This is a genomic window from Pseudomonas sp. AC532 (genome assembly GCF_979258965.1).
Genome location: NZ_OZ409888.1, coordinates 864,885 through 888,595, shown reverse-complemented (window position 1 = coordinate 888,595; position 23,711 = coordinate 864,885). Strand labels below are relative to the sequence as shown.

The 23,711-nt window shown below is 51.8% G+C and carries 23 protein-coding genes; 22 read left to right on the top strand and 1 reads right to left on the bottom strand.

The window, feature by feature from the left end:
• The first annotated feature begins 1 nt into the window (after window position 1).
• The 8 genes from motD (at window position 2) to ACZ0AV_RS04220 (ending at window position 6,577) form a co-directional block, all read left to right on the top strand.
• Complete coding sequence (gene motD / locus ACZ0AV_RS04255) at window positions 2-874, top strand: flagellar motor protein MotD (RefSeq protein WP_499149879.1); 873 nt, start codon at window positions 2-4, stop codon at window positions 872-874.
• 52 nt (window positions 875-926) lie between these two features.
• Window positions 927-1,715, top strand: a complete 789-nt coding sequence (locus ACZ0AV_RS04250) for a ParA family protein (protein ID WP_499149878.1) — start codon at window positions 927-929, stop codon at window positions 1,713-1,715.
• Window positions 1,716-1,807: 92 nt separating this feature from the next.
• Window positions 1,808-2,632: a CheW domain-containing protein gene (locus ACZ0AV_RS04245; protein WP_499149877.1), complete on the top strand. Its 825-nt coding sequence runs from the start codon at window positions 1,808-1,810 to the stop codon at window positions 2,630-2,632.
• Window positions 2,633-2,720: 88 nt separating this feature from the next.
• Window positions 2,721-3,200: a chemotaxis protein CheW gene (locus tag ACZ0AV_RS04240; RefSeq protein ID WP_225831817.1), complete on the top strand. Its 480-nt coding sequence runs from the start codon at window positions 2,721-2,723 to the stop codon at window positions 3,198-3,200.
• A gap of 1 nt (window position 3,201) precedes the next feature.
• Window positions 3,202-3,600 (top strand): DUF2802 domain-containing protein, encoded by a 399-nt coding sequence (locus tag ACZ0AV_RS04235; RefSeq protein ID WP_499149876.1) that lies wholly within the window; start codon window positions 3,202-3,204, stop codon window positions 3,598-3,600.
• An 887-nt stretch (window positions 3,601-4,487) separates the two neighbouring features.
• A complete protein-coding gene (locus ACZ0AV_RS04230) occupies window positions 4,488-5,660 on the top strand; it encodes an MFS transporter (RefSeq protein ID WP_499149875.1) in 1,173 nt (390 codons plus the stop codon).
• Window positions 5,661-5,764: 104 nt separating this feature from the next.
• Window positions 5,765-6,199: a hypothetical protein gene (locus ACZ0AV_RS04225; RefSeq protein ID WP_499149874.1), complete on the top strand. Its 435-nt coding sequence runs from the start codon at window positions 5,765-5,767 to the stop codon at window positions 6,197-6,199.
• 45 nt (window positions 6,200-6,244) lie between these two features.
• The gene (locus ACZ0AV_RS04220) at window positions 6,245-6,577 is read left to right on the top strand and encodes a YnfA family protein (RefSeq protein WP_499149873.1); all 333 of its coding nucleotides are present in this window, start codon (window positions 6,245-6,247) and stop codon (window positions 6,575-6,577) included.
• 1,056 nt (window positions 6,578-7,633) lie between these two features.
• Here the strand turns inward: ACZ0AV_RS04220 and ACZ0AV_RS04215 are convergent.
• Complete coding sequence (locus ACZ0AV_RS04215) at window positions 7,634-7,873, bottom strand: YheU family protein (protein WP_499149872.1); 240 nt, start codon at window positions 7,871-7,873, stop codon at window positions 7,634-7,636.
• A 317-nt stretch (window positions 7,874-8,190) separates the two neighbouring features.
• Between ACZ0AV_RS04215 and ihfB the strand changes: the two genes are divergently transcribed.
• The 14 genes from ihfB to ACZ0AV_RS04145 all read left to right on the top strand — a co-directional run bounded on the left by ihfB (window position 8,191) and on the right by ACZ0AV_RS04145 (window position 23,509).
• Window positions 8,191-8,478 carry an integration host factor subunit beta gene (gene ihfB, locus ACZ0AV_RS04210; RefSeq protein WP_042553988.1) on the top strand — a complete coding sequence of 96 codons (288 nt, stop codon included), beginning with the start codon at window positions 8,191-8,193 and terminating at the stop codon, window positions 8,476-8,478.
• Window positions 8,479-8,628: 150 nt separating this feature from the next.
• The gene (locus ACZ0AV_RS04205; protein WP_499149871.1) at window positions 8,629-10,125 is read left to right on the top strand and encodes an MBL fold metallo-hydrolase RNA specificity domain-containing protein; all 1,497 of its coding nucleotides are present in this window, start codon (window positions 8,629-8,631) and stop codon (window positions 10,123-10,125) included.
• A 494-nt stretch (window positions 10,126-10,619) separates the two neighbouring features.
• Window positions 10,620-11,885: a Wzz/FepE/Etk N-terminal domain-containing protein gene (locus tag ACZ0AV_RS04200; RefSeq protein ID WP_499149870.1), complete on the top strand. Its 1,266-nt coding sequence runs from the start codon at window positions 10,620-10,622 to the stop codon at window positions 11,883-11,885.
• 299 nt (window positions 11,886-12,184) lie between these two features.
• Window positions 12,185-13,354, top strand: a complete 1,170-nt coding sequence (gene pseC, locus ACZ0AV_RS04195) for a UDP-4-amino-4,6-dideoxy-N-acetyl-beta-L-altrosamine transaminase (protein WP_499149869.1) — start codon at window positions 12,185-12,187, stop codon at window positions 13,352-13,354.
• Between the two features lie 211 nt (window positions 13,355-13,565).
• Window positions 13,566-14,432, top strand: coding sequence for an aldo/keto reductase (locus ACZ0AV_RS04190; RefSeq protein ID WP_499149868.1), 867 nt, complete (start codon window positions 13,566-13,568; stop codon window positions 14,430-14,432).
• 4 nt (window positions 14,433-14,436) lie between these two features.
• A complete protein-coding gene (locus ACZ0AV_RS04185; protein ID WP_499149867.1) occupies window positions 14,437-15,342 on the top strand; it encodes a Gfo/Idh/MocA family oxidoreductase in 906 nt (301 codons plus the stop codon).
• Window positions 15,339-16,094: an SDR family oxidoreductase gene (locus ACZ0AV_RS04180; protein ID WP_499149866.1), complete on the top strand. Its 756-nt coding sequence runs from the start codon at window positions 15,339-15,341 to the stop codon at window positions 16,092-16,094. Before ACZ0AV_RS04185 ends, ACZ0AV_RS04180 begins: the two co-directional genes overlap by 4 nt.
• Window positions 16,088-16,795: an acylneuraminate cytidylyltransferase family protein gene (locus ACZ0AV_RS04175; protein WP_499153290.1), complete on the top strand. Its 708-nt coding sequence runs from the start codon at window positions 16,088-16,090 to the stop codon at window positions 16,793-16,795. The genes ACZ0AV_RS04180 and ACZ0AV_RS04175 overlap by 7 nt, the downstream gene beginning before the upstream one ends.
• Window positions 16,795-17,919 carry a UDP-2,4-diacetamido-2,4,6-trideoxy-beta-L-altropyranose hydrolase gene (gene pseG / locus ACZ0AV_RS04170; protein WP_499149865.1) on the top strand — a complete coding sequence of 375 codons (1,125 nt, stop codon included), beginning with the start codon at window positions 16,795-16,797 and terminating at the stop codon, window positions 17,917-17,919. Before ACZ0AV_RS04175 ends, pseG begins: the two co-directional genes overlap by 1 nt.
• Window positions 17,916-18,446 (top strand): UDP-4-amino-4,6-dideoxy-N-acetyl-beta-L-altrosamine N-acetyltransferase, encoded by a 531-nt coding sequence (pseH, locus tag ACZ0AV_RS04165; RefSeq protein WP_499149864.1) that lies wholly within the window; start codon window positions 17,916-17,918, stop codon window positions 18,444-18,446. Before pseG ends, pseH begins: the two co-directional genes overlap by 4 nt.
• 2 nt (window positions 18,447-18,448) lie before the next feature.
• Complete coding sequence (gene pseI, locus ACZ0AV_RS04160; RefSeq protein ID WP_499153289.1) at window positions 18,449-19,510, top strand: pseudaminic acid synthase; 1,062 nt, start codon at window positions 18,449-18,451, stop codon at window positions 19,508-19,510.
• A 45-nt stretch (window positions 19,511-19,555) separates the two neighbouring features.
• Window positions 19,556-20,668, top strand: coding sequence for an acyltransferase family protein (locus ACZ0AV_RS04155; RefSeq protein ID WP_499149863.1), 1,113 nt, complete (start codon window positions 19,556-19,558; stop codon window positions 20,666-20,668).
• 253 nt (window positions 20,669-20,921) lie between these two features.
• Window positions 20,922-22,271 (top strand): capsular polysaccharide export protein, LipB/KpsS family, encoded by a 1,350-nt coding sequence (locus ACZ0AV_RS04150; RefSeq protein ID WP_499149862.1) that lies wholly within the window; start codon window positions 20,922-20,924, stop codon window positions 22,269-22,271.
• Window positions 22,268-23,509 (top strand): MATE family efflux transporter, encoded by a 1,242-nt coding sequence (locus ACZ0AV_RS04145; RefSeq protein WP_499149861.1) that lies wholly within the window; start codon window positions 22,268-22,270, stop codon window positions 23,507-23,509. The genes ACZ0AV_RS04150 and ACZ0AV_RS04145 overlap by 4 nt, the downstream gene beginning before the upstream one ends.
• The last annotated feature ends 202 nt before the right edge of the window (window positions 23,510-23,711 follow it).

Genomic DNA, 23,711 nt, shown 5'->3' with positions numbered 1-23,711 from the left:
CATGGCTCGCCGACGCCGCCACGAAGAGCACGAGAATCACGAACGCTGGCTGGTGTCCTACGCGGACTTCATCACCTTGCTGTTCGCCTTCTTCGTGGTCATGTACTCGATATCCTCGATCAACGAGGGCAAATACAAGATCCTGTCCGAGACCCTTACCGGCGTGTTCAACCAGCCGGACCGTTCGATCAAGCCCATTCCGGTGGGCGACGAGCGACCGCGCACCACCGAGCCGGATCGCTCGATGGTCGACGAGGCGGCGCCGCAGCAGATCGCGGCCTCGACCCTGCAGAGCATCGCCGACAGCATCCGCGATGCCTTTGGCGGCTTGCTGCAGAGCGACCAGTTGAAAGTGCGCGGCAATGAGCTGTGGATCGAGATCGAACTCAGTTCCGGGTTGCTGTTCAACAGCGGCGATGCGCTGCCCAACGACATGGCATTCGAGATTATCGAGAAAATTGCCAAGATTCTGGCACCTTACGACAACCCCGTGCATGTCGAGGGCTTCACCGACAACCAGCCCATTCGCACCGCGCAGTTTCCCACCAACTGGGAACTGTCCACCGCGCGAGCGGCCAGCATCGTGCGCATGCTCGCGCTGGACGGCGTCGATCCGTCGCGCCTGGCCGCGGTAGGCTACGGCGAGTTTCAGCCGGTGGCGGACAACGCTACTGCGCAGGGCAGGGCGCGCAATCGGCGAGTGGTGCTGGTGGTCTCGCGTAACCTCGATGTACGGCGTAGTGTAAGCGGTGTCGGCAGCGCCAATGCGCAACCCGATGCCGCGCTGCAGCGGGCTGGCACGCAACCTGCTATCTCGCCTGATGTACAGGCGCCAGGCAATAGTGCCGTCAATTCCCCGTCGCCCGCTCCATGAAGCGGGCACTCAGTCTCGGCCAGGCGCAGCCTGCTCCGGGAGGATGAAGCGTATGAGAGTTTGGGCTGTAGCCAACCAGAAAGGCGGTGTCGGCAAGACCACATCGTCCATCGCCCTTGCCGGCTTGCTGGCCGATGCCGGCAAGCGTGTGGTGGTGGTCGATCTCGACCCGCATGGATCGATGACCAGCTACTTCGGCCACGACCCCGATAGCCTCGAACACAGCGTCTTCGACCTGTTCCAGCATCAGGGCAGCGTGCCCCAGGGGCTGCCGGCGCAGTTGCTGCTGCCAACCAGCAACGAGCGGATTTCGCTGTTGCCGTCGAGCACGGCGCTGGCCACCCTGGAGCGGCAGTCGCCCGGGCAGAACGGCCTCGGCCTGGTGGTCGCCAAAAGCCTGGCGCAGCTGTGGCAGGACTTCGACCATGCGGTGATCGACAGCCCGCCGTTGCTCGGCATACTGATGGTCAATGCGCTGGCCGCGAGCCAGCAGCTGGTGATTCCGGTGCAGACGGAGTTTCTCGCCGTGAAAGGCCTGGAACGCATGGTCAGCACCCTGGCAATGATCAACCGGTCACGCAAGCAGGCCCTGCCGTACACCATCGTGCCGACCTTGTTCGACCGGCGTACCCAGGCCTCGATGTCGACCCTGCGGTTGCTCAAGAACAATTATCCCGAACATCTCTGGCAGGCTTACATCCCGGTCGACACGCGGCTGCGTGATGCCAGCCGGGCAGGGCTGACGCCTTCGCAGTTCGATGGCAACAGCCGCGGCACCATCGCCTACCGCGCGCTGCTCAAGCATTTGCTGGCGCAGCAACCTGCGTCGCAAGTGGCCTGATTGCCAATGGCCAGATATTCTGCTCGTACGGCCTCAAGTCTGCCGCCCCTGCGGCCGATAGCTCATACAGGTTCCCATCGCAGGTTGCATCCATGAGTCGTTCCACTGCCACCGCCACACGACCCCAATTGGCCCTGCAGGCCTATCTCGACGGATTGCTGCAGGATGCCGCGGTCGAGCTCGAGCAGGAGTTGGCGGACAGCAGCCTCGACGAGTTCGAAGCTGCCGTGCTCGAGGAGCAGATCCGTGATGCCCGGGTGGCGCCGCGGGTCGAGGTTGCGCCGTTGGTGCTCGTCGAGCCTGTCGCGCCTGCAGTCGTCGCACCCGTGGTGGAGGCGTTGCTGCCGACCCCGGTCGAGCCCGTGCCCGTGCCGGTCGTCGAACCGCTGGTGGAGGTGCACCGCCCGGTACCGCCCCTTGCCGCGGTGCTGGCCGATGGTCGCCCCGAGTGGGCCGAGGAGCCATTCGAATGCCTGCTGTTCGATGTCGCCGGGCTGACGCTTGCCGTGCCGCTGGTGTGCCTGGGTTCGATCTACCCGCTGGCCGGCCAGGACCTCACACCTTTGTTTGGTCAACCCGATTGGTTTCTAGGCATACTGCCTTCACAGTCGGGCAACCTTAAGGTGCTCGACACGGCGCGCTGGGTGATGCCCGACCGCTACCGGGATGATTTCCGCCAGGGGTTGCAGTACGTGATTTCCGTGCAAGGCTACGAATGGGGGCTGGCCGTTCATCAGGTCAGCCGTTCGATTCGCCTGCATCCGGACGAGATCAAATGGCGCGGCCAGCGTGCCCAGCGGCCATGGCTGGCGGGTACCGTGATCGAGCACATGTGCGCCCTGCTGGACGTTGCCGCACTGGCCGAATTGATCGCCAGCGGCGCCATCAAGCGCATGAACAACGGACAGATACACTGATTACCGGGGCGCGTGCCGTGCACGCGCCCTCGATTGAATAGCGGGAATCCCGCACACCGCCACACGCGGTCAATGACGAGGCTAGGCCATGAAGAAAAGCTCTGCACAAGGCGCTGAAGATCCGATCCTGCAGTGGGTGACGTTCCGTCTGGACAACGAAACCTATGGCATCAACGTGATGCAGGTGCAGGAAGTTCTGCGCTACACGGAAATCGCCCCGGTGCCGGGTGCGCCGAGCTACGTGCTGGGCATCATCAACCTGCGCGGTAACGTGGTCACCGTGATCGACACGCGTCAGCGTTTCGGCCTCGATTCCTCCGACGTCACCGACAACACGCGCATCGTCATCATCGAGGCGGACAAGCAGGTCGTGGGCATCATGGTCGACAGCGTCGCCGAAGTGGTTTACCTGCGTCAGTCCGAGGTGGAAACCGCGCCAAACGTCGGTAACGACGAGTCGGCCAAGTTCATTCAGGGCGTCTGCAACAAGAACGGCGAGCTGCTGATTCTGGTCGAGCTGGACAAGATGATGACCGAGGAGGAGTGGTCGGAGCTGGAGAGCATCTGACGTGCTCGAAGCCGTTCTGATCGTTCTCGCGCTGGTCTGTGCCGGGCTGGTGGGCACCTGCGTGTGGCTCGCAGGGCGCCTGCGCCTGGCCAGCCAGCTACAGGCCGAGCGCGATGCCCAGCGTGACCAGCGCATTCGCGAACTGGGCAAGCGCCTGGACACCTATCTGACCGGCAGTATCCGCATGGGCGAGGAGCTCCACGAGTTGCGCCGCACCGTAGCGCCGCTGCCGGACAAACTGACCCAGATCGAACAGCGCGACCCCACCAGCCTGTCATTCACCCAGGCCGCGCGCCTGGTGGGCATGGGCGCCAGTGCCGACGACCTCACCCAGTCCTGTGGGCTAAGCAAGGCCGAGGCTGATTTGGTCGCCAAGCTGCACCAGTCCCGTCGCCCCTGATACGCCAAGCGGTCGCGATTCCTGCGCGAAATGTGCCCGCCCGTAGGCGCGTCGCCCTCGACGCGAAGGTGATTGCGGCCACACCGCACAATCCGCATTGCCCCTACTATTCGCCGCGAGGTCGCGGCTCCTACAATGGATCGCGGCACCACCACCCGCGTAGGAGCGTCGCCCCCGGCGCGAAAGCGATTGCGGCCACACGGCAAAATCAATGTTGCCCCGCCATTCGCCGCGAGGTCGCGGCTCCTATAATGGATCGCGGCACCACCACCCGCGTAGGAGCGTCGCCCCCGGCGCGAAATGTTGCAGCCGCGCCGCGCCATCGCGTAACGGCCACCATTCGCCGCGAGGTCGCGGCTCATACAATGGATCGCGGCACCACCACTCGCGTAGGAGCGTCGCCCCCGGCGCGAAGGCAATTGTGGCCACACCGCAAAATCAAATGTTGCCCCGCCATTCGCCGCGAGGTCGCGGCTCCTACAATGGATCGCGGCACCACCACCCGCGTAGGAGCGTCGCCCCCGGCGCGAAATGTTGCAGCCGCGCCGCGCCATCGCGTAACGGCCACCATTCGCCGCGAGGTCGCGGCTCCTACAATGGATCGCGGCACCACCACCCGCGTAGCAGCGTCGCCCCCGGCGCGAAGGCGATTGCGGCCACACTGCACAATCCGCATTGCCCCCACCATTCGCCGCGAGGTCGCGGCTCCTACAATGGATCGCGGCACCACCACCCGCGTAGGAGCGTCGCCCCCGGCGCGAAAGCAATTGCGGCCTAACTGCAAAATAAACCCCAGTTTCAGCGCAAGCCCATCGAGCTTGCCCTTGCGCTGCTCTGTCGGTAGGGTTGCCGCCTCGGCTAACCTGGCCACCTGATCAGGATCTTGTGTGAAACCCGTTTCCCGTGCGTTGTTGCTGCTGGCCCTAGTGGCCGCAGCGGTAAATTTGCGACCAGGCATAACTTCGCTAGCGCCCCTTATCGAGCGTATCGCTCAGGAACTGTCCCTGAGCCGCGGCTTCATCAGCCTCACTACCGCGTTGCCGGTGCTGTGCATGGGGCTTCTGGCGCCTCTGGCTCCGCGCCTTGCGGTCCGGTTTGGCTTGGAGCGCACCATAACCCTGTGCCTCTTCACCATCACCCTTGCCCTGGCGCTGCGCCTGGCTGGCCACTCCAGCACGATACTGGTGGCCAGTGCCGTGCTGCTTGGAGCCGCCATTGCGATTGCCGGGCCGCTGTTGTCGGGTTTCATCAAGCGCCATTTTTTTGGCCGCATGGGGCAGGTGCTCGCCTGGTACTCGCTGAGCATGGCCATCGGCGGCGCGGTCGGGGTCGTGCTCACCATGCCGGTAACTCAACTGTTCGCGGATGACTGGAGCGTCGGCCTGGCTATCTGGGCACTGCCGGCCGCATTGGCAGCGGCCATCTGGCTTGGCCTGCCAAAACATCAGGCCGAGCCGCTGAGCAGCGAGGATGCCTCTGCGGGGTTGCCCTGGCGTGAGCCGCGGGCCTGGCTGATTGCCGGCTACTTTTCGCTGCAGGCCGGATTGTTCTATGCGATTGCGACCTGGACCGTGGCCCGTTACCAGGAAGCCGGACTGTCGGCGATGCACAGCAACACGTTGTTCAGCCTGGCGATGCTGATGGGGTTGCCGAGCTCGTTCCTGCTGCCATGGTTGGTGCAGCGGGTCGCCAACCATTACCTGCTGATGGTGGCCTGCGGCTCGATGACGCTATTGAGCCTGAGCATGATCACCTTCGTGCCCACTTTCGTACCCGAGTTGTGGGCGCTGACGCTGGGCTTCGGCATGAGTGGCTCGTTCGCCCTGTCGCTGCTGTTGCCGATCTACGAAGCGGGCTCGCCCATGGCGGTGAGCCGCTGGACAGCGATGATGCTCGGCCTGGGTTACAGCGTCGCCTGCCTGACGCCCGTGCTAAGCGGCCTGGCCCGCGATGTTGCCGGCACCTATCAGGTGCCGTTCATGGTCCTGACCGGGATGGCCGTGGTCATGGTGCTGCTGGCATGGCTAATGCGCAAAGGGCCACGCCGGGCCGGTAAATGACGGGCAGGGCGCAGGCATGTCGCAATACCCGAAATCCGCCGGCGGAGTTCCCTGGCACGCCTCTCGTGTGATAGAAGGCAGCCAGTTTTTTACGGAGTGAACCCGTGGAATCGGAATCCATCGTCTATGGCTGCATCCGCGACTGGCCATCGGACAGTCCTTCGGAGAGCCGTTTACGCCGTCTGCTCAATCGGCAGGTACTGGATGCGTTACCCGCTGGCGATGCCTGGCCCTTCCTCGGGCGCGAGATGTTCTCCTGCTGTCAGCAGCCGGGCAGCGGCCTTTACCAGACCCAGGTGATCCACTTCGGCGCGAGTTACCAGACCGTCGAGTATGAATGGAAGCTATGGGTCGCCGAGTTCGAGGCCTTGCTCAAACGGCTGTACTGGGCCAGCGCTGTGGTGCATCTGGAAACCGAACTGAACGGCACCCATACCTTCCGCTGGGAATCCGAGTCGGAAAACGGTTTGCATAGCCCGCACGACGGCGCCCTGCGCGTGCGCTGTGCCTGGGAGCGGGAAGGGGGCCTGCGCGGCTAACCCGGCAGGTTGGATGCGAACGTTGAATCATTGGCAGGACAAAAAATGCTCAATTACTTCTGGTTCTTTCTCGCAGCACTGTTCGAAATCGCGGGTTGCTACGCCTTCTGGATGTGGTTGCGCATGGGCAAGAGCGCATGGTGGGTGCTGCCTGGCCTGTTCAGCCTGTTGCTGTTCGCGCTGCTGCTGACCCGCGTCGAGGCGGCTTATGCAGGCCGTGCCTATGCAGCCTACGGCGGCATCTACATCGTTACCTCGCTGCTCTGGCTAGGCATCATCGAAAAAGCGCGCCCCCTCGGTAGCGACTGGCTCGGTGCAGCGTTCTGCGTGATTGGCGCCTCTATCATCCTGCTTGGCCCACGCTTGCCGCAGCCATAAGCTGGCACCACCAAACACCCCGTAGGAGCGCCGCCCCCGGCGCGAACGAGTGCGGCCTTTCAGGGATACCGGAGTTGTGCATGCGATTCGCCGCGAGGTCGCGACTCCTACGGGGTGTGGCGTTTGTAGGAGCGTCGACCTCGGCGCGAACGAGTGCGGCCTTTCAGGGATATCGGAGTTGTGCATGCGATTCGCCGCGAGGTCGCGACTCCTACGGGGTGTGGCGTTTGTAGGAGCGTCGACCTCGGCGCGAACGAGTGCGGCCTGTCAGGGATATCGGAGTTGTGCATGCGATTCGCCGCGAGGTCGCGGCTCCTACGGGGTTTGGCGTTTGTAGGAGCGTCGACCTCGGCGCGAATGATGGCGGCCTTACCGCATCTTCGATGCTGCCCACACGCGTCGCCGCGAGGTCGCGACTCCTACGGGGTGTGGCGTTTGTAGGAGCGTCGACCTCGGCGCGAACGAGTGCGGCCTTTCAGGGATATCGGAGTTGTGCATGCGATTCGCCGCGAGGTCGCGACTCCTACGGGGTGTGGCGTTTGTAGGAGCGTCGACCTCGGCGCGAACGAGTGCGGCCTGTCAGGGATATCGGAGTTGTGCATGCGATTCGCCGCGAGGTCGCGGCTCCTACGGGGTTTGGCGTTTGTAGGAGCGTCGACCTCGGCGCGAATGATGGCGGCCTTACCGCATCTTCGATGCTGCCCACACGCGTCGCCGCGAGGTCGCGACTCCTACGGGGTGTGGCGTTTGTAGGAGCGTCGACCTCGGCGCGAATAATGGCGGCCTTACCGCATTTTCGATGCTGCCCACACCATTCGCCGCGAGGTCGCGACTCCTACGGGGTGTGGCGTTTGTAGGAGCGCCGCCCCCGGCGCGAAGGATGGCCGCCGTACCGCAGGATTGATGTCGTGCCCACCATTCGCCGCGAGGTCGCGACTCCTACGGGGTGTGGCGTTTGTAGGAGCGCCGCCCCCGGCGCGAAACGCTTGTGGCTACGCCATACGATCAGCGTCTCACCTGCTCCCCGTGAGCACGAATCCTACCCGGCAGCAGCGCTTAGGCTTCATCTTCTTCCAGCCATTCTTTCGGCACATCGCGTTTGAGCGCCAACTGGCATTGCTGGCTTTCCGGATCGAAGACGATTACCGCTTCGCCTTTGTCCAGTGCCCGGCGTACGCGGATTACGCGGGTCTCCAGCGGCGTTTCGTCGCCGTTATCGGTGCCGTCGCGGGTCACGAAGTCCTCGATCAGGCGGGTGAGGGTTTCTGCCTCGAGCAGGTTGGCCGGAATCAACACGATTTTCTCCTGAGGCGCCATGGCCTCGTGAACATCAAAAAAGCATCAGCCCAGTTGGACGGCACCAGCCGGCGTTTGATCACCTCTTTCGCTCACCGGCCGATGCAGTGTTGCAGGCTCCGCTGAGCTAACAATCGGCAAAGCAACATCCCAGGCCATACAACGACTTACGCTCGCCTGCTCGATTCAGCCGTGACTTTTACATCAACCTGTGCACATTTTCCGGGTTGGTGATTTTTTAGACTGTTCAAAAGCTGATCAGCGTGCTAAAACCGTTCCATCGAGTGACATAGCCGCTTGAAAACGAAGGGAAAAGTATGACCAAGTCGGAGCTGATCGAAAGAATCGTCACCCACCAAGGACAGCTTTCAAACAAAGATGTCGAGCTGGCCATCAAGACCATGCTCGAACAAATGTCCCAAGCGCTGGCGACCGGTGATCGGATCGAGATCCGTGGCTTCGGCAGTTTTTCTCTTCATTACCGTGCTCCCCGTGTCGGTCGTAATCCGAAAACCGGCCAGTCGGTACGGCTGGATGGCAAATTCGTCCCGCACTTCAAACCTGGTAAAGAGCTGCGCGACCGGGTGAACGAAGAGGAAGAGTAAGCATACGCAGCCCTATGCCTGAACGCCCAGCCTGGGCCAGGCGTCGCCTCACAGCCATCACTTCTCAAGGGTCGTCGCCCGGATTGATCAGAAACATCCGCTAGATCGATCTCGACCTTGCCGCTCCATCACCAGTTAAAGGATTGACTGATGAGCTACCCGCAGATCACCCACCATGGCGCGCACGACGGGGTAACCGGCTCCTGCCACCAATTGCATATGGCCGCCGACAGCAGCGTGCTCATCGACTGTGGGCTTTTCCAGGGTGCCGACGCTTCAGCCAATGGCGCCCGGGCGGATCACCAGACCATCGATTTCACCCTGGAAGGCATCCGCGCGCTGATCGTCACCCACGTGCACATCGATCATGTGGGGCGCATTCCGTACCTGCTAGCTGCCGGCTTCAAAGGGCCGATCCTGTGCAGCGAACCCTCCGCCAGGCTACTGCCCATCGTGCTCGAAGACGCCTTCAAGCTGACCTTCAGCCGCGACCAGCGCCAGGTCGAACGCTACATAAAGGAGGTGCAGCAACGGCTTATCGCACTGCCCTACAACCACTGGTTCACTCTGCAAGAGGGCGGCGGCCTTACCGTCAGGGTTCGCCTGCAGCGTGCCGCCCATATGCTCGGCTCCGCCTACGTGGAAGTGGATCTGCAAGACGATGCCAGCGCGCCGAGCAAGCGCATCGTCTTCTCGGGCGACCTCGGCGCGCCGGGTGCGCCAATCCTCAAACCCTGCATACCGCCGCGTCGCGCCGACATTCTGGTGCTGGAAAGCACCTACGGCGACCGCCTGCACGAGGATCGCAGTACCCGCCGTCAGCGCCTGGAGCAGGTCATCGAACACGCCCTGGCCAACAACGGCACCGTGCTCATACCTGCCTTCAGCGTCGGTCGCACGCAAGAGCTGCTCTACGAGCTGGAAGACATCATCCACAGCAAGAGTCTGGGTACCCCAGCCGCTATAGAGTCACCTGTGGGAGCGGGCCATGCCCGCGAAAATCCTCAAACTGCACTCAATGATCCTGCTGAAACCGACTGGCCAAGCCTACCCATCATCCTCGACTCACCCTTGGCCAGCCGCTTCACCCAGGCCTACCGCGAACTGGAAGATTTCTGGAACGACGAAGCCCAGGCCCGCGTGCAATCCGGCAGAAGGCCGCTGGCCTTCGACCAACTGATCACCATCGACAGCCACGCCGACCACCAGAGGATTCTCAACCACCTGGCCAGCAGCGCCAGGCCGGCTATCGTCATCGCCGGCAACGGCATGTGCTCCAGCGGCCGCATCGTCAACTACCTAAAGGCCATGCTGGGCGACCCGCGGCACGACGTGCTATTCGTCGGCTACCAGGCCAGGGGTACGCCAGGCCATGCTATTCAACGCTTCGGCCCGCGCAACGGCTACGTGGAGTTCGACGGCGAGCGCTATGACATTCGTGCTGGTGTACACAGCATCGGCGGGTACTCTGCCCATGCGGACCAGGCGGGGTTGGTTGAGTTCGTGACGGCGATGGAGCAGTTGCCGAGGGAGATTCGGTTGGTGCATGGGGAGGAGGGGGCGAAGGCGTCATTAAGGCGTGCGCTGGTAAGTGCTTACAGCGCACGTGGGCTGACCCTTAGGTTTCAGGCTGCTGCGCCCTCTTAGGGCGCAAAGACCAAGCGAAAAATGTGAGGATTCGTTCACGTCGGTGGTAATTGATCCATAAAGAACAGCTAGAATGATCGCTCGATAAGTCTACAGCGGCCTCGAAAAGTTAGCAGTATTCCGATTGATGCTAGCCAGCAGTTTGCCGGGGCACCACAGCTAGCACGACGTTGTAGGTTTATAGGTGTGTAGTGATTGCCGGATGCTGTTGTGACAATGTTCAACTTAGCCCTATCGGTGCCCAGACGCCCAGTCGAGTGTGTGGCTACTGACTTCATGTTGGGGGTTCCCGGGTTTGCTGTATCGCACAATCTTGCGCTTTTGTCCTCTGTGCCATAAGCACCTCCAGCCGTTGCCAGCGCCGCTAGCCGTAGCAGCATCGCCCTCGGCATGACGCATCTACGTGGATTGACTGTCTGCACCGCTCGTCTAGCGATCACGTTGTTCCGTGCCTCGAATTTCTCCGCCCGCCTTGAAACAGGATCACTGAGCCCATGCCGCAATCCCCAAATGTCCGCCCGCAAAACGATGAGATCGATCTGGGCAAGCTGATGCACGCACTGTGGGAGCGCAAGAAACTGATCATTAGCGTTACAGCCATCGTGACGCTGTTGGCGGTCGCTTATGCGCTGCTGGCTACCAAGTACTACCGTACCCAGAGCATCCTTCGCCCGGTTGCGATGAACGTGCTCGATGAACTCAATGCGTCCGGCCTCTACACCCTGACGCCTGAGGAGGCACTGCAACGAGTCGGTGCAGGGATCAGCTCCTATGAATATCGGCTCGAGTACTTCAATGCAAACCAGGAGCTTTTTGGGCCGGAGGCTGTGAGCGATGGGCAGACGCCCGAGCAGGCGCTGAACCAGATCACTGAAGATTTCGAAATACTCAGGCCCGCTGCCAATCGTACGGATGGTGGCTTTTCCTATGTAGGTCTCGCTTATACCTATCCTTGGGGCGTGAAGGGCGCGGATATCGTCAATGGGCTGATTCAGTACGTCATTCAGCGAGAACGCATCGCCTTAGCGGAAGATGTGGAAGTGATCATCCGTAACCGCCTAGCCAAGTTAGAACAGCGCATGGCAGCAGAGCGAGCAGCCTACCAGGCAAACAAGCAGGCGAAAATAGCATCCCTTTTGGAGGCTGATGCGCTCAAGCGTGCTCAACTACAGGACGAGCTGAGTTCGTTGCGCAAACAGCTGCGTACCCGCCGTGACGACAGAATTGCTCAACTCAACGAGGCCATTATGATCGCGCAGTCTTTGAGCATCGAGAAGCCCAGCACGCCATCTAGTCTTTCTGACAATACTTCGATAACCGGTTCGGGCGATGTGATCCGCACTGAAATCAACAACCAGAATATTCCGCTTTACTTCATGGGCACAGAGGCATTGGAAGCTGAGCGCGTTGCACTCCAAAAACGTCTTACGGATGACTTTATAGAGCCGAGAGTCGCGCAGATTCAAGCAGATCTACGGCTACTTGAGCAGAACCGCGAGGTTGAACTCCTTAAACAGCGCGTCGATGAAGATGTCTACATCGAGAATTATGCGAAGTGGAGTCTGGAGGCTGCGGAGCTTAAGGGATTGAATCTTGACCTAAACACTTTGCAGCTGATCAACATAGATAGCGAGGCGATCTATCCGAATTCGTCTATCAGCCCTAGAGTAGCCTTGGTAGCAGTGTTAGGTGGTATTTTTGGTATTATGCTTGGTCTGTTCTGGGCTTTAATCAGTGTGATAGCCGTCCGCCCAAGGTAAACATTAATGTCTAAGCTTTTCTAAATGTTATGTTGTCTAATTTTTTGAGCTAAGTTTAGGGAGTGTAGGGCGGGGCTTTATATAATGCAGATATATTGAAAAGATTTGGCGGGTAGTTAGGTTTTAAATTAAAATAAAGATGGCTCTGATTATAAATCAAATTGATTGGTGTTATTTTTTGGCTTGCAAATATGCTGGCGGTTTTGGTATGTAAGGTTAAGTGATTTTTACTGATCTGATTTTAGGTGGTCAGTTCCCTTGGGGCTGATCCGAAGTAGCTTATAAATTGAGGTGTTAATATGATTCCTTATGGGCGGCAAGATATTACTGAAGAAGACATAAAGACGGTGATAGACGTCCTTAAGTCATCCCACTTAACTCAAGGTCCAGCCGTGCCTAAGTTTGAACAGGCTGTGGTGCGCCACTGTAATGTTAAATATGCGGTTGCGGTAAATAGTGCTACATCTGCGTTGCATATCGCATGTTTATCTCTCGGACTTGGGGAGGGGGACTGGCTATGGACGACGCCCAATACATTTGTCGCTTCAGCTAATTGTGCGCTTTATTGTGGTGCAAAGGTTGATTTCGTCGATATTGATTCTCGCACATATAATTTATGTCCTGTAGCGTTAGAGGCAAAGTTAATAGATGCGGAAAAGTGTGGATTGCTGCCAAAGGTTGTTGTCCCCGTACACTTTAGTGGTCAGCCCTGTGACATGAAGGCTATCCATGCGCTATCTTTGAAGTACGGATTTAAAATAATAGAAGATGCATCTCATGCTATCGGTGGGCTCTACTTGAATGAGCCTATTGGTAATTGTCGTTATAGTGATATTACAGTATTTAGTTTTCATCCCGTTAAAATTATTACTTCGGCGGAAGGGGGGATGGCATTAACAAATAATGAAAAATATGCCGAGAAGATGTCTTTATTGCGAAGTCATGGGATTACACGAACGTCGAGCTTAATGACTAAGCCAATGGAGGGGGCTTGGTATTATCAGCAGGTAGATCTCGGTTTTAATTATAGAATGACCGATCTCCAGGCTGCACTAGGGGGCAGCCAGATGTCGAGGCTTCTACACTACGTGGCCCGCAGGCATGAGTTGGCTAAGCGCTATAATAAGTTGCTCTCGGATCTGCCTGTTGTTACGCCATGGCAACATAAAGACGGGCATTCTGCGTATCATCTTTATGTTATTTGCTTGAAATTGGATGAGATAAAAATTTCACACGTAGAGGTTTTTGAGGCTCTCAGAGCTAAAGAAATTTTAGTCAATCTTCATTACATTCCGGTACATACACAACCTTACTACCAAGCCATGGGGTTTAGTGTTGGTGACTTTCCAAAGGCAGAGAAATATTATTCTGAGGCCATAAGCATTCCTATGTTTCCTACGCTAAAAGAAGCAGAGCAGGATTATGTTGTTGAATCGCTTAGGGAAATACTTCAATCCTCTTGCGGGTAGGGTTGTCAATGATTTCGGAAGCAGAAAATAATTGGCCAAAGCTCTCGATTCTTTTCTTTTTCATTCGTTGGAGTGGTTAGTATAAAAAGGCCTATAGGCGAGCCTTATAGCAGGTGCTTATAATGGATAAATGTGATCTTACTGATTTCCTTTGAAATGTTGATCGCATAACTGCCGTAATTTTTACGATCTACTTGGCGGTGAAATTGTTATGTCTTTGTTTAAGTTGGCACTGGGAACTGCGCAGTTTGGTCTCGATTATGGAGTTTCAAACTCTAATGGTAAAGTAAGCCTACAAAACGCAACTGATCTTCTTTCTTATGCCAAAAGTAATGGCGTTAGTATGCTGGATACTGCAGTGGCTTATGGTGACAGCGAGCAAGTTCTGGGTAATATTGGAGTAATCGATTGGGATATAGTCACTAAGTTACCTGCATTCCCAGAATGCGAACACGATATTGAATCTTGGGTCGAACGACAGCTGAAGGAGTCACTCGAACGTCTCGGAGTTAATAGCATTTACGGGTTGCTATTGCATCGTCCTCAGCAGCTATTGGAGGGGGGCGGGGGTGAATTAATCCGCGCGCTCGAGCGATTGAAACTGCAAGGTTTTGTGAATAAGGTAGGGGTCTCCATATACCAACCAGAAGAGCTTGATTGTATTTGTAAGGTTATAATTCCTGACATTGTCCAAGCCCCACTAAATATTCTTGATCGCCGTTTAATTGATTCTGGCTGGCTTGCTAGGCTCAAATTATTAGGGGTTGAGGTTCATGCACGCTCAGTTTTCATGCAAGGCCTATTGCTAATGCCGCCGGCTCAGCGACCAAAAAAATTCGCTCGTTGGCAAACTCTTTGGAATGAATGGGATCAATGGCTAAAAGCGAATGAAATTGACCCCGTTGTTGCGTGTTTAGGATTTATATTATCAGAGCCTTTTGTTGACAAGATTGTAGTCGGCGTCGAAAACGCGACGCAGCTCAAAAGTATAATAGGATCAATAGATGTGAGTATACCGAAGGTTCCTGCAAGCATCAGCTCGCAAGAGCTAGACTTGTTAAATCCTGCAAGGTGGTAGGTATATGACACTTAGGCTTGGTGTTATAGGAATGTCAAAAGGCAATGGCCACCCTTATTCGTGGTCAGCTATCTTTAATGGCTACGATGAAGAAAGCATGATGGGCTGTGGCTTTCCAGCCATCTCGGAGTATTTAGCCCTGCAAGAATGGCCGCAGGCCCAGATTAAAGGCGCTTGCGTTACGCACATATGGACGCAAAGTCTTGAGTTGTCTGAACATATAGCAAGCGCTGCTCTGATCAAACATATTGTTTCGCGCCCGGAAGAAATGATAGGCGCTGTAGATGCCGTCCTTTTGGCGCGCGACGATGCTGAACGACACTTGGAGTTCGCAGTTCCTTTTATTGAAGCGGGTATCCCTATCTATATAGACAAGCCCGTGGCCTTGTCTTTAATTGATTTTGATTATTTGTTTAGTCTTGAAAAATATGCGGGACAAATATTTACATGCTCAGCTCTGCGCTACAGTAAAGAGTTGAAGTTAACTTTGCTAGATCGAACTCATCTTGGTGAGATTCGTGAGATACACGCAGTTACGCCAAAATCTTGGGATAAGTACGCGGTGCATATTATTGAGCCTGTTTTGGCAATGTTGCCTAGCCCAGATAAAATCGTTTGCGTGGAGCAAGGCGCTGCAAGAGATAAAGGCGGAGCATTGAGCGCAGTTTGGGAAAGTGGTGTCGTTACTCGATTTTTTGCTATTGGTGAGTCCGCAGTGGCGCCAATAGCCATTCGGGTTTTTGGTAGTAATGGTTATAAAGATCTTTTATTTACTGATTCTTTTGGCGCATTCAAAGCAGCATTGCAGGAATTTATTGATGGCGTGCAGCTTAAATTGGTTAAGTCATCGCCGGATTTCAACAGAAGAGTTGTTTGTCTGATAGAACAAGGGCGGAGGGAACTAGAGTGAGTACTATCCTGATCACAGGAGGAACTGGAAAATTTGGTTCCGTATTGGTTGATTTTTTTTGTCAGAAGGGCCTGCAGGTTGTTTTTACATCGACCTCGGCAGAGAAAATCGCCGCGTTCTCAGGTGAGTATTCTCAGAATAATCAATCGCTAGTCGGTATTGAGGTGGATTTCAATGCCGAGGGCAGCATAGATTATTTAGTAGGGCAGTTGGTCGAAAAAAATATTTCAATCGATTTTTTAGTGAATAACGCAAGAAGTTTAAAGTCTCTCGCCATTGACGCCGACGGCCTTGTGTCAAGAGAGAACTTTGTTGCCGAGTACTTGCTTGATGTAGTTGTCCCCTATGAATTGACTATGGCTCTTTCCAGGCTTAAAGACAGTAGTTTGAAAAGCGTCGTCAATATAGGCTCTCAATATGGACTGGTTGCTGCGAATCCCTCTTTATATACTGATCATATTCGGCAGTCTCCCATCCAGTATGGCGTTGCCAAAGCGGGGCTTGTGCATCTTACCAAAGAGTTAGCTGTACGCCTTGCCGAGCAAAAAGTTCGTGTAAACTGCGTTGCTTACGGGGGCGTTGAAGGGCGAGTAGATGAAGGGTTCAAAGTGCGCTACGCAAGCTTAGTGCCTAGCCAAAGAATGCTTCGTGAAACAGAGATACCTGGACCTATCGAGTTTTTGCTGAGTGATGCTAGTTCCGCAATCACAGGCCAAGTGGTGTCTGCGGATGGCGGGTGGACGATATGGTAAAAAGGTGTATAGCCATAATTCCAGCACGTGGCGGCTCAAAGCGTATTCCGCGTAAGAATATACTCGATTTTTTTGGTAAGCCGATGATTGCGTGGACAATCGAGGCAGCCCAGAAAAGTGGACATTTCGAGCGCATTTTGGTTTCTACTGACGACGAGGAAATTGCTCAGGTAGCAAGGAATTATGGGGCCAGTGTGCCGTTCTTGAGAGTGGAGTGCGCCGATGATCATAGTCCTGTTACTACAGCGACATTGGCTTCGCTTAAGCAGGCTGAGCTTTATTGGGAAACCAAATTCGATACAGTTGTTCAATTAATGCCTAATTGCCCAATGCGTACTGCAGATGATATAAGAAATGCTATTGATAGATTCAATAGTAGGCAGGTCACGTTTCAGATTAGCTGTTTCAAGTTTGGCTGGATGAATCCCTGGTGGGCTTTGCGGCTGAATGAGCAAGGTCAGAGCGAGAAGCTTTTTTCAGAAGCAATGTCTGCAAGATCACAGGACTTGCCTGAACTCTATTGTCCCACAGGTGCTATCTGGTTAGCGCAAGGAGCTGCTTTGAAAGAGCTAGGTGATTTTTATGGCGCTGGGCACGTATTTGATCCGATGCACTGGAGTTCAGCTGTAGATATTGATGATTACGAAGATATGGAGATGGCAAAAGCAGTATGGGTAATGCGCAATCAGATAATTAACTAATGGCTAGCTTTGTTTTTCGTGCCGATGCTTCCCTGCAAGTAGGGACAGGCCATGTAATGCGCTGCTTGACTTTAGCTGATGGACTCAAGGCTAAAGGCGGAGATTGTCATTTTATCTGTCGTGAACATCCGGGCAATCTTCTGGGCTACATAGAAAGTAAGGGTTATAAGGTTTATGTTATTCCTGCTCTGCAAGTAGAGGGAGGCGAATGGAAAAGTGCTAGCGCTTTGTCTCCAAGTGGAGTAACTACTTTGGCTCATTCCCATTGGCTAGGCGCTTCACAAGAAGAAGATGCTGATTCATGTGCAGTGATTTTGAGTGAGTTACGGCCTGACTGGCTGATAGTCGACCACTATGCGTTGGATGCATGCTGGGAAAACATGCTGTCCCGATACTATCGTAAGTTAATGGTTATTGATGACTTGGCTGATCGACAGCATATTTGCGATGTGTTATTAGATCAAACCTTTGGCCGCAATGCCGATGACTATGCGCAAAAGGTTCCGACAGCGTGCAAAGTACTCTGCGGTGCGCAATATTCTTTGCTACGCCCTGAGTTTGGTGCTCTCCGACATTACAGTCTAAATCGACGAAAAGCTCAGGAGGTGAAGCGGCTGCTCGTTACAATGGGAGGCGTTGACAGGAACAATGCCACTGGAAAAGTGCTAGAAGCCCTTAGGTATTGTGATCTCCCGCCGAACTGCAGCATCACTGTAGTAATGGGCAACAACGCCCCTTGGCGGAGTGAGGTACGACTGCAGGCTGAGCAGATGCCTTGGCTTACAGATATCCTGATTGGTGTAAGTGATATGGCTCAGTTGATGGCTGACAGCGACTTAGCAATTGGCGCTGCTGGTTCGACTTCCTGGGAACGCTGTTGTTTGGGATTACCTACGGTAATGGTCGTCCTAGCTGATAATCAGCGTCATTTAGCTCATTGGTTAGAGACCGAGGGGGCAGCAGTATCAGTAGAGTTGCAGAAGATTGATGAATTTCTTCCCGCATTGATAAGTCAGCTGATATTGCTATCAAGCCCTAGGCTTGTTATGAGTCAGGTCGCAGCTGATATAACAGATGGAAGTGGAGTGGCTGCAATTATTCAGCATTTGGAGTCTGTAAAATGACTTTGATGGTGTCAGGTAAACAAAGTATTCGTCTAATGTCACCTGATGATTTGGAGTTGGTACTCGCATGGCGGAACCATAAAGAGATTCGCCGCTATATGTATACCCAGCATGAAATTACTTTAGCTGAGCATTCAGCATGGTTTGATCGGGTATCGCATGACTCCAGTCGTCATTTGCTTATTTTTGAAGATGATCAAGTTCCGCTTGGTTTCATAAATATTAATCAGATAGGTCTTGGCGGAATAGCCGACTGGGGTTTTTACACTGACCCAGCTGCGCCAAAAGGAACCGGCAGAAAGCTCGGCCAATTAGGCTTAAAGTTTGCATTCACTCACGCTAAGCTACATAAAATTTGCGGCCAATCACTAAAACATAATAATCGCTCAATTAAATTTCATCTGCATTTAGGATTTAAGCAAGAAGGCATTTTGAGTGAGCAGCATTACGATGGTCAGAGATATCATGATATTGTGTGTTTTGGTCTACTGGCTTCTGAGTGGCAAATCAATATTTTAGAGGTTTAATTATGCCTACATTACCTGCTATTCACATTGCTGGCCGCCGTATTGCTGCAGACATGCCTCCTTATATTATTGCTGAGCTTTCTGCAAACCATAATGGCAAGTTAGAAACAGCATTAAAAATAATTGAGGAGGCCAAAAAAGCCGGTGCCGACGCGGTTAAATTGCAAACGTACACCGCGGATACCATCACGCTTGATTGTGACTCTGAAGATTTTCAAATTCATGGCGGTTTATGGGGCGGAAAAACGCTTTATCAGCTTTACCAAGAAGCTCATATGCCTTGGGAATGGCATAAACCATTGTTTGAACATGCACGTAAGATGGAAATTACCATCTTCAGTTCGCCATTTGATAACAGTGCTGTCGATTTTCTGGAAGATTTGAATGCGCCTGCATATAAGATAGCATCTTTTGAAGCAGTTGATTTATCGCTTATTAAATATGTAGCCAGCACAGGCAAACCAATGATCATTTCTACAGGCATGGCTGATGCCGAGGAGATTCAAGAAGCTATTGATGCCGCATTCGCTGGCGGATGTAAAGAATTAGCGATATTGCACTGCGTGAGTGGTTATCCTGCGCCGGCGGAAGATTATAATTTGCGAGTTATTCCGGATATGCTGCGGCGTTTTGGGTTAGTTACTGGTTTGTCAGATCATACATTGGATAATACGACTGCAGTTACCAGCGTAGCGTTGGGTGCAGCTTTGATTGAAAAACACGTTACTCTTAATCGTAGTGGCGGGGGGGCTGATGATAGCTTCTCTTTAGAGCCTAACGAACTTGCGCAGCTATGCGAGAATAGTCGTATTGCATGGAGTGCGTTAGGAAAGGTCGATTATGGGAGAAAGTCAAGCGAGCAGGGTAATGCTAAATTTAGAAGGTCGCTATATTTTGTTAAGTCGCTGAAGAAGGGTGAGCTAATTACCTCCGATTCTATTAGAAGTGTTCGGCCGGGATTTGGGCTGGCTCCGAAGTACTTAGAAACATTAATCGGTTGTTCCGTAACGTCAGATATTAAAGCTAATACTCCAGTGAGTACTGAGTTAGTAGGTAAGCGATAAAATGACTCATCAGTCACTGCGAATCTCCATGGTGCCGGAGTTGCTATGTTAAAAGCAGATGAGTCGTTGTTTCTAGACTTTATAAGAGCTGCGAGTGCCTTTGTTGTTTTGCTCGCACATGTACAGCAAATTTTGATAAGTCCTACTTGGATGCCGTTTTCGTTGAGCGGCAGAAGTGACATTGTTCCTTTCATATATTCGCAGATTGGCGCACTCGGTGTAATGGTATTCTTTGTGTTAAGTGGTTTTCTAATAGCATACTCATTCGCTGGCAACTTAAAGAAGAATAGATATGAAAAATTCAGTGCTAAGAAGTATTTTAAGAGTCGATTGCAAAGACTGTACCCTCCACTAGTATTCAGCCAGGTTCTGGTCTTATTGGTTTTTGGAATACTTCATTTTTTTGAATTAAATAGCGCTGCTTTTTTTACAACTGGGAACGAATTGTATGTGGCAAGAAGCGAATTTAATTTCGATCTTGTTGATTATGTTGGGAGTTTCTTTTTTTTAAATAATATTGTTAGCGGCGTGAATAGTCCGATTATAAATGGTCCGCTGTGGTCGGTTGCTCAAGAGTTTTGGTTTTATATGCTTGCTGGTTTGCTTGTGGCAGCATTCTACCGGCGTGAAATGTTAATAGCCTTGGTGTTCGTATCGTGCTTTGTTTTTTTTCAAGCAGACGTGTTTTTTTGGTACGGCTTTGGAATATGGCTGTTGGGGGCTGCTGCTGCTGTCTTGCATATGAATAGACTGCACGAGTCCAATGCTGCGCTTATATCCATTGCGGCTTTAGTAGCCTTGTCTGTCTGGGTGATGTTGCTGTATTTAAACGAAAATTTATTTATACGTGCGCGACATCAGTTTGTCTTCGGCATTGCGTTTTCATTTATTCTTTTGCTGCTGTTAGCCAGTAAAAGTCTCCTAAGAGGAATGGTATGCTCCTGGCTCGTAAAAAAAATCGCCACGCAGGCGTGTTTTTCTTACACTCTTTATTTGATCCACTTTCCATTGTTATTGTTAATTTGGGCTATTACAAATAAGTATGTTCAAGGGGATTTTTTATTGGTATTTTCAGTTTCATTAGTATCCGTTGTTGCGCTCATGTGGGTTTCTGCAAAGATATCCCTCCTCACAGAGGGAAGTTCACCAGGAAAATAACGCGACGATTTATCTATAATAATAAAGCTTTACTCGTCGAGCTGATCTCGGAGATTGGAAGTATTGAAAGAAGCTTTCTGAAAAGCAAAGTGCTCCTGAGCTTCTTGTTTTATGTGTTGAAGCAGGCATTTAAAATCTAGACATTATTGATGGGTTACACCAGGCAGCAAGCATGATCCTAGAGTTATGGCCTTTACTTACATATTCACTTTGAGCTCGCTCAAGAAATAGCAGTTTATAAATGAGGTTGATTATGAGGTTTCTCTGCCATGCAGGTCCATGGTCGGACGTTTATCTATCAAGTATTGTGCAGCATATTTCTACCAAAAACAGTTGCGCAATATTAAGTGCTCACAAGAAAAGTGATGAGTCGGGCGTGTGGGATGCTTACTATGCATTCTTAGCTGAGTACAGAAATGTAAGATTTTTAGCAACAGCAGAGGACGAAGACATAATTGTTCGATGTCGTCTATTACGTAATATTGGTCGAGACGAGTCACTGCTACATTTGAATAGTATGAGGGATGCGATACGCACCGTCTTTGATAGATATAAACCTGATATAGTGCTGAGTGAAACAATCGACTCCTATATCATGGATTTAATGTATTTCGAGTCGCTGAAAAGAAACATCCCTTTTATTGGTTTGGTCACAGTATTTGTTAATGGCTATTTTCGGGTGTCTGCACGCGGTGAGCACAACCGTTTACGAACACCTGGAGCTCAGGAAATTTCGGATGTTTTGGAAGTTCTGGAGAACAAGAACTATCTGCCAGATTTTGTCAAAAAAGATAAAAGAAATCCCAAATTATCTATTCTGCGAAAGTGGTTAAGAAATATTATAAAAATACCTTATTTCTTTTTGAAGAGACATGTCTCCGGCGATTTTTATAATTACCACTACTGGCAGTCTGTTATTATTTCAAAGCAATGGTTTCATTTACGACCTAGATTTGAGATAGGCGATGATAAGTGGTTGGCAAGCTTGTCTGCTGTGAATAAACCAGTTATCTATGTGCCGCTCCAAATGATACCAGAGGCCACTGTAGATTACTGGTGTGTTACTGCTGATGTTATTGATTATAATAATGCGCTGTTGGGATTTATCGCGAGCCACCAGGAATTGCACTTTTTAATAAAGGAACATCCCAACGTCATAGGTTATAGAAATCCACGTATATACGATCAGCTCGCTGAGTTTGTAAATGTAACTCTCTGTCCTACGCAAGTAGAGTCCAATTCATTATTTGACCATTATGATGCTGTGTTGGTTTGGACGGGTACTGTCGGGTTTGAGACTGTGCTTAGGGGAAAGCCCGCGTTATGCTTTTCGCATCCGTATTATTTTCCTAATGAGGAGTATTTTAAGCTAATTCGTTTGGATACGAGTAGTGCTGATATAGTCGAATATATAGACCAGTATAAGTGTGGTCTATCGATAAAGAAAAAAAGAGATTTGGTATCACATCTCTTGAGCGGGGTGGATAAGGGTAGGCTGATAGTTGATGGATCCTGGGATCCATCGTCGGACAGTGATAAGAAAGAGATGGCACTGCTCGCCGACTCTCTAAGGCGGTATATAGACAGCAGATTGCCAGAATGATGAAGAGAGATTACTCGTTTTACGTTGTGCTTTCTTTTAGTGCAGCCATCTTGTCCTTTTATAAGCTAGGGTACTTGGCAAGCAAACTATCCTCTGAAGATTTTGGTTTGTATTCAATAATAATTCTTTCCTTCGTTTATATCTGTTATTTGGGAGGTATGGGAGGGAGTGATTATGTTCTGAAGTTAGGGTCGATGACTGCGCATGATAAACGGCCTGAACTTTTTCTAATGCGAAATAACGCAATTTTTTACGGTTTGCTGGGGGTGCTGGTTGTTTCGCTGATCCTTATCTTGGTCTCCTATGCATTTCTTAGTACAGAAATATATTTCGCTATGTTCGCTGTTGCAGCTTTGGCGGTTTGTACGCTTCCTTATAATGTTTTTGAATCATATTATCGCGCCACGCAATCACCGCTGGTTTTTTCAGGGATGCTGTTAGCTAAGGCCGTTCTTGTTATTGTTGGTATTTATATCCTAGTAGACGATTTTGGAGTCTTCGGTATATTGATTTCTGAAATAGTTGCGCTTGTCATGATTGTAGCTTTTTGCGTTGCAAAAAACTTTAATATGATTCTTTTGGGCGGTTTAGAGTCTCCCGTAATAGCAATAAGAAAAATGATGGAGAATGGATTTTATATTAGCGTGTCAAACTTGCTGAGAAATGTATCTATCGCGACAGATAGATATATAGTGGCTTTTTTTTTAGGCGTCTACAGTTTGGGTGTTTATTCGTTTGTGATGATCCTGTATCAAGGAAGCGTTTTGTTCAGTGGAATCGTTATGAATATTGTAGGGCCCTATTTTATGAGGCGTTATAGCTCCAATCCCTCTAGGCGTGAAATCGCTAGCTTGCTTTGGAAGGTAGTGGCTTCGCTCGTCATTGTGGGAACTTGTGTTTTTCCGATTTTTGATCATTTAGTTAGATTCTTTGTCGGGATTTTTTTTAAAGACTATGATAGCCCTGATGTTTATTTTATGCTGAATATGATTTATATCGCGTCGATTACATCTTTTTTTGTTTTTCTTTTAGATTGGTTTTTCATATGTATATCGAAGGAGTATTTAATCTCAATAGTTTCGTTTTTTTCTTTTATGCTGATTCTTTCTTCTGCGCTTTTTTTTAGCTTTTTTAATATTGATCTTGAGTTTTATGTCACTTTTTTTATGATGGTTAGAGTAGCCGTGTTTTTTGTGATGACAATTCTAGTGGTTCGATATACTAGGAGTGAGCTTTAATGTTGAATTGTTTGTCAGCTTCTATTTTTGCTCGGTTTGTATTGTTTTCAGTGCTAATCATAGGTCCTTGGTGTTTTGTATTTGTTGTTAGATTTTTCGGTCCCATTACCTACCCTCAAGTAAGTATGGAATTAATCTTTTTTTTAGTTCTCTGCATTGCGGTGAAGTATTTCGCATTTTGCTTAGGTTTTTTTACGTTATC

Coding starts and splice junctions, on each gene's coding strand:
- motD (WP_499149879.1), top strand. CDS start 2: ATGGCTCGCCGACGCCGCCACGAAGAGCACGAGAATCACGAACGCTGG.
- ACZ0AV_RS04250 (WP_499149878.1), top strand. CDS start 927: ATGAGAGTTTGGGCTGTAGCCAACCAGAAAGGCGGTGTCGGCAAGACC.
- ACZ0AV_RS04245 (WP_499149877.1), top strand. CDS start 1,808: ATGAGTCGTTCCACTGCCACCGCCACACGACCCCAATTGGCCCTGCAG.
- ACZ0AV_RS04240 (WP_225831817.1), top strand. CDS start 2,721: ATGAAGAAAAGCTCTGCACAAGGCGCTGAAGATCCGATCCTGCAGTGG.
- ACZ0AV_RS04220 (WP_499149873.1), top strand. CDS start 6,245: ATGCTCAATTACTTCTGGTTCTTTCTCGCAGCACTGTTCGAAATCGCG.
- ihfB (WP_042553988.1), top strand. CDS start 8,191: ATGACCAAGTCGGAGCTGATCGAAAGAATCGTCACCCACCAAGGACAG.
- ACZ0AV_RS04205 (WP_499149871.1), top strand. CDS start 8,629: ATGAGCTACCCGCAGATCACCCACCATGGCGCGCACGACGGGGTAACC.
- ACZ0AV_RS04200 (WP_499149870.1), top strand. CDS start 10,620: ATGCCGCAATCCCCAAATGTCCGCCCGCAAAACGATGAGATCGATCTG.
- pseC (WP_499149869.1), top strand. CDS start 12,185: ATGATTCCTTATGGGCGGCAAGATATTACTGAAGAAGACATAAAGACG.
- ACZ0AV_RS04190 (WP_499149868.1), top strand. CDS start 13,566: ATGTCTTTGTTTAAGTTGGCACTGGGAACTGCGCAGTTTGGTCTCGAT.
- ACZ0AV_RS04185 (WP_499149867.1), top strand. CDS start 14,437: ATGACACTTAGGCTTGGTGTTATAGGAATGTCAAAAGGCAATGGCCAC.
- ACZ0AV_RS04175 (WP_499153290.1), top strand. CDS start 16,088: ATGGTAAAAAGGTGTATAGCCATAATTCCAGCACGTGGCGGCTCAAAG.
- pseG (WP_499149865.1), top strand. CDS start 16,795: ATGGCTAGCTTTGTTTTTCGTGCCGATGCTTCCCTGCAAGTAGGGACA.
- pseH (WP_499149864.1), top strand. CDS start 17,916: ATGACTTTGATGGTGTCAGGTAAACAAAGTATTCGTCTAATGTCACCT.
- pseI (WP_499153289.1), top strand. CDS start 18,449: ATGCCTACATTACCTGCTATTCACATTGCTGGCCGCCGTATTGCTGCA.
- ACZ0AV_RS04155 (WP_499149863.1), top strand. CDS start 19,556: ATGTTAAAAGCAGATGAGTCGTTGTTTCTAGACTTTATAAGAGCTGCG.
- ACZ0AV_RS04150 (WP_499149862.1), top strand. CDS start 20,922: ATGAGGTTTCTCTGCCATGCAGGTCCATGGTCGGACGTTTATCTATCA.
- ACZ0AV_RS04145 (WP_499149861.1), top strand. CDS start 22,268: ATGATGAAGAGAGATTACTCGTTTTACGTTGTGCTTTCTTTTAGTGCA.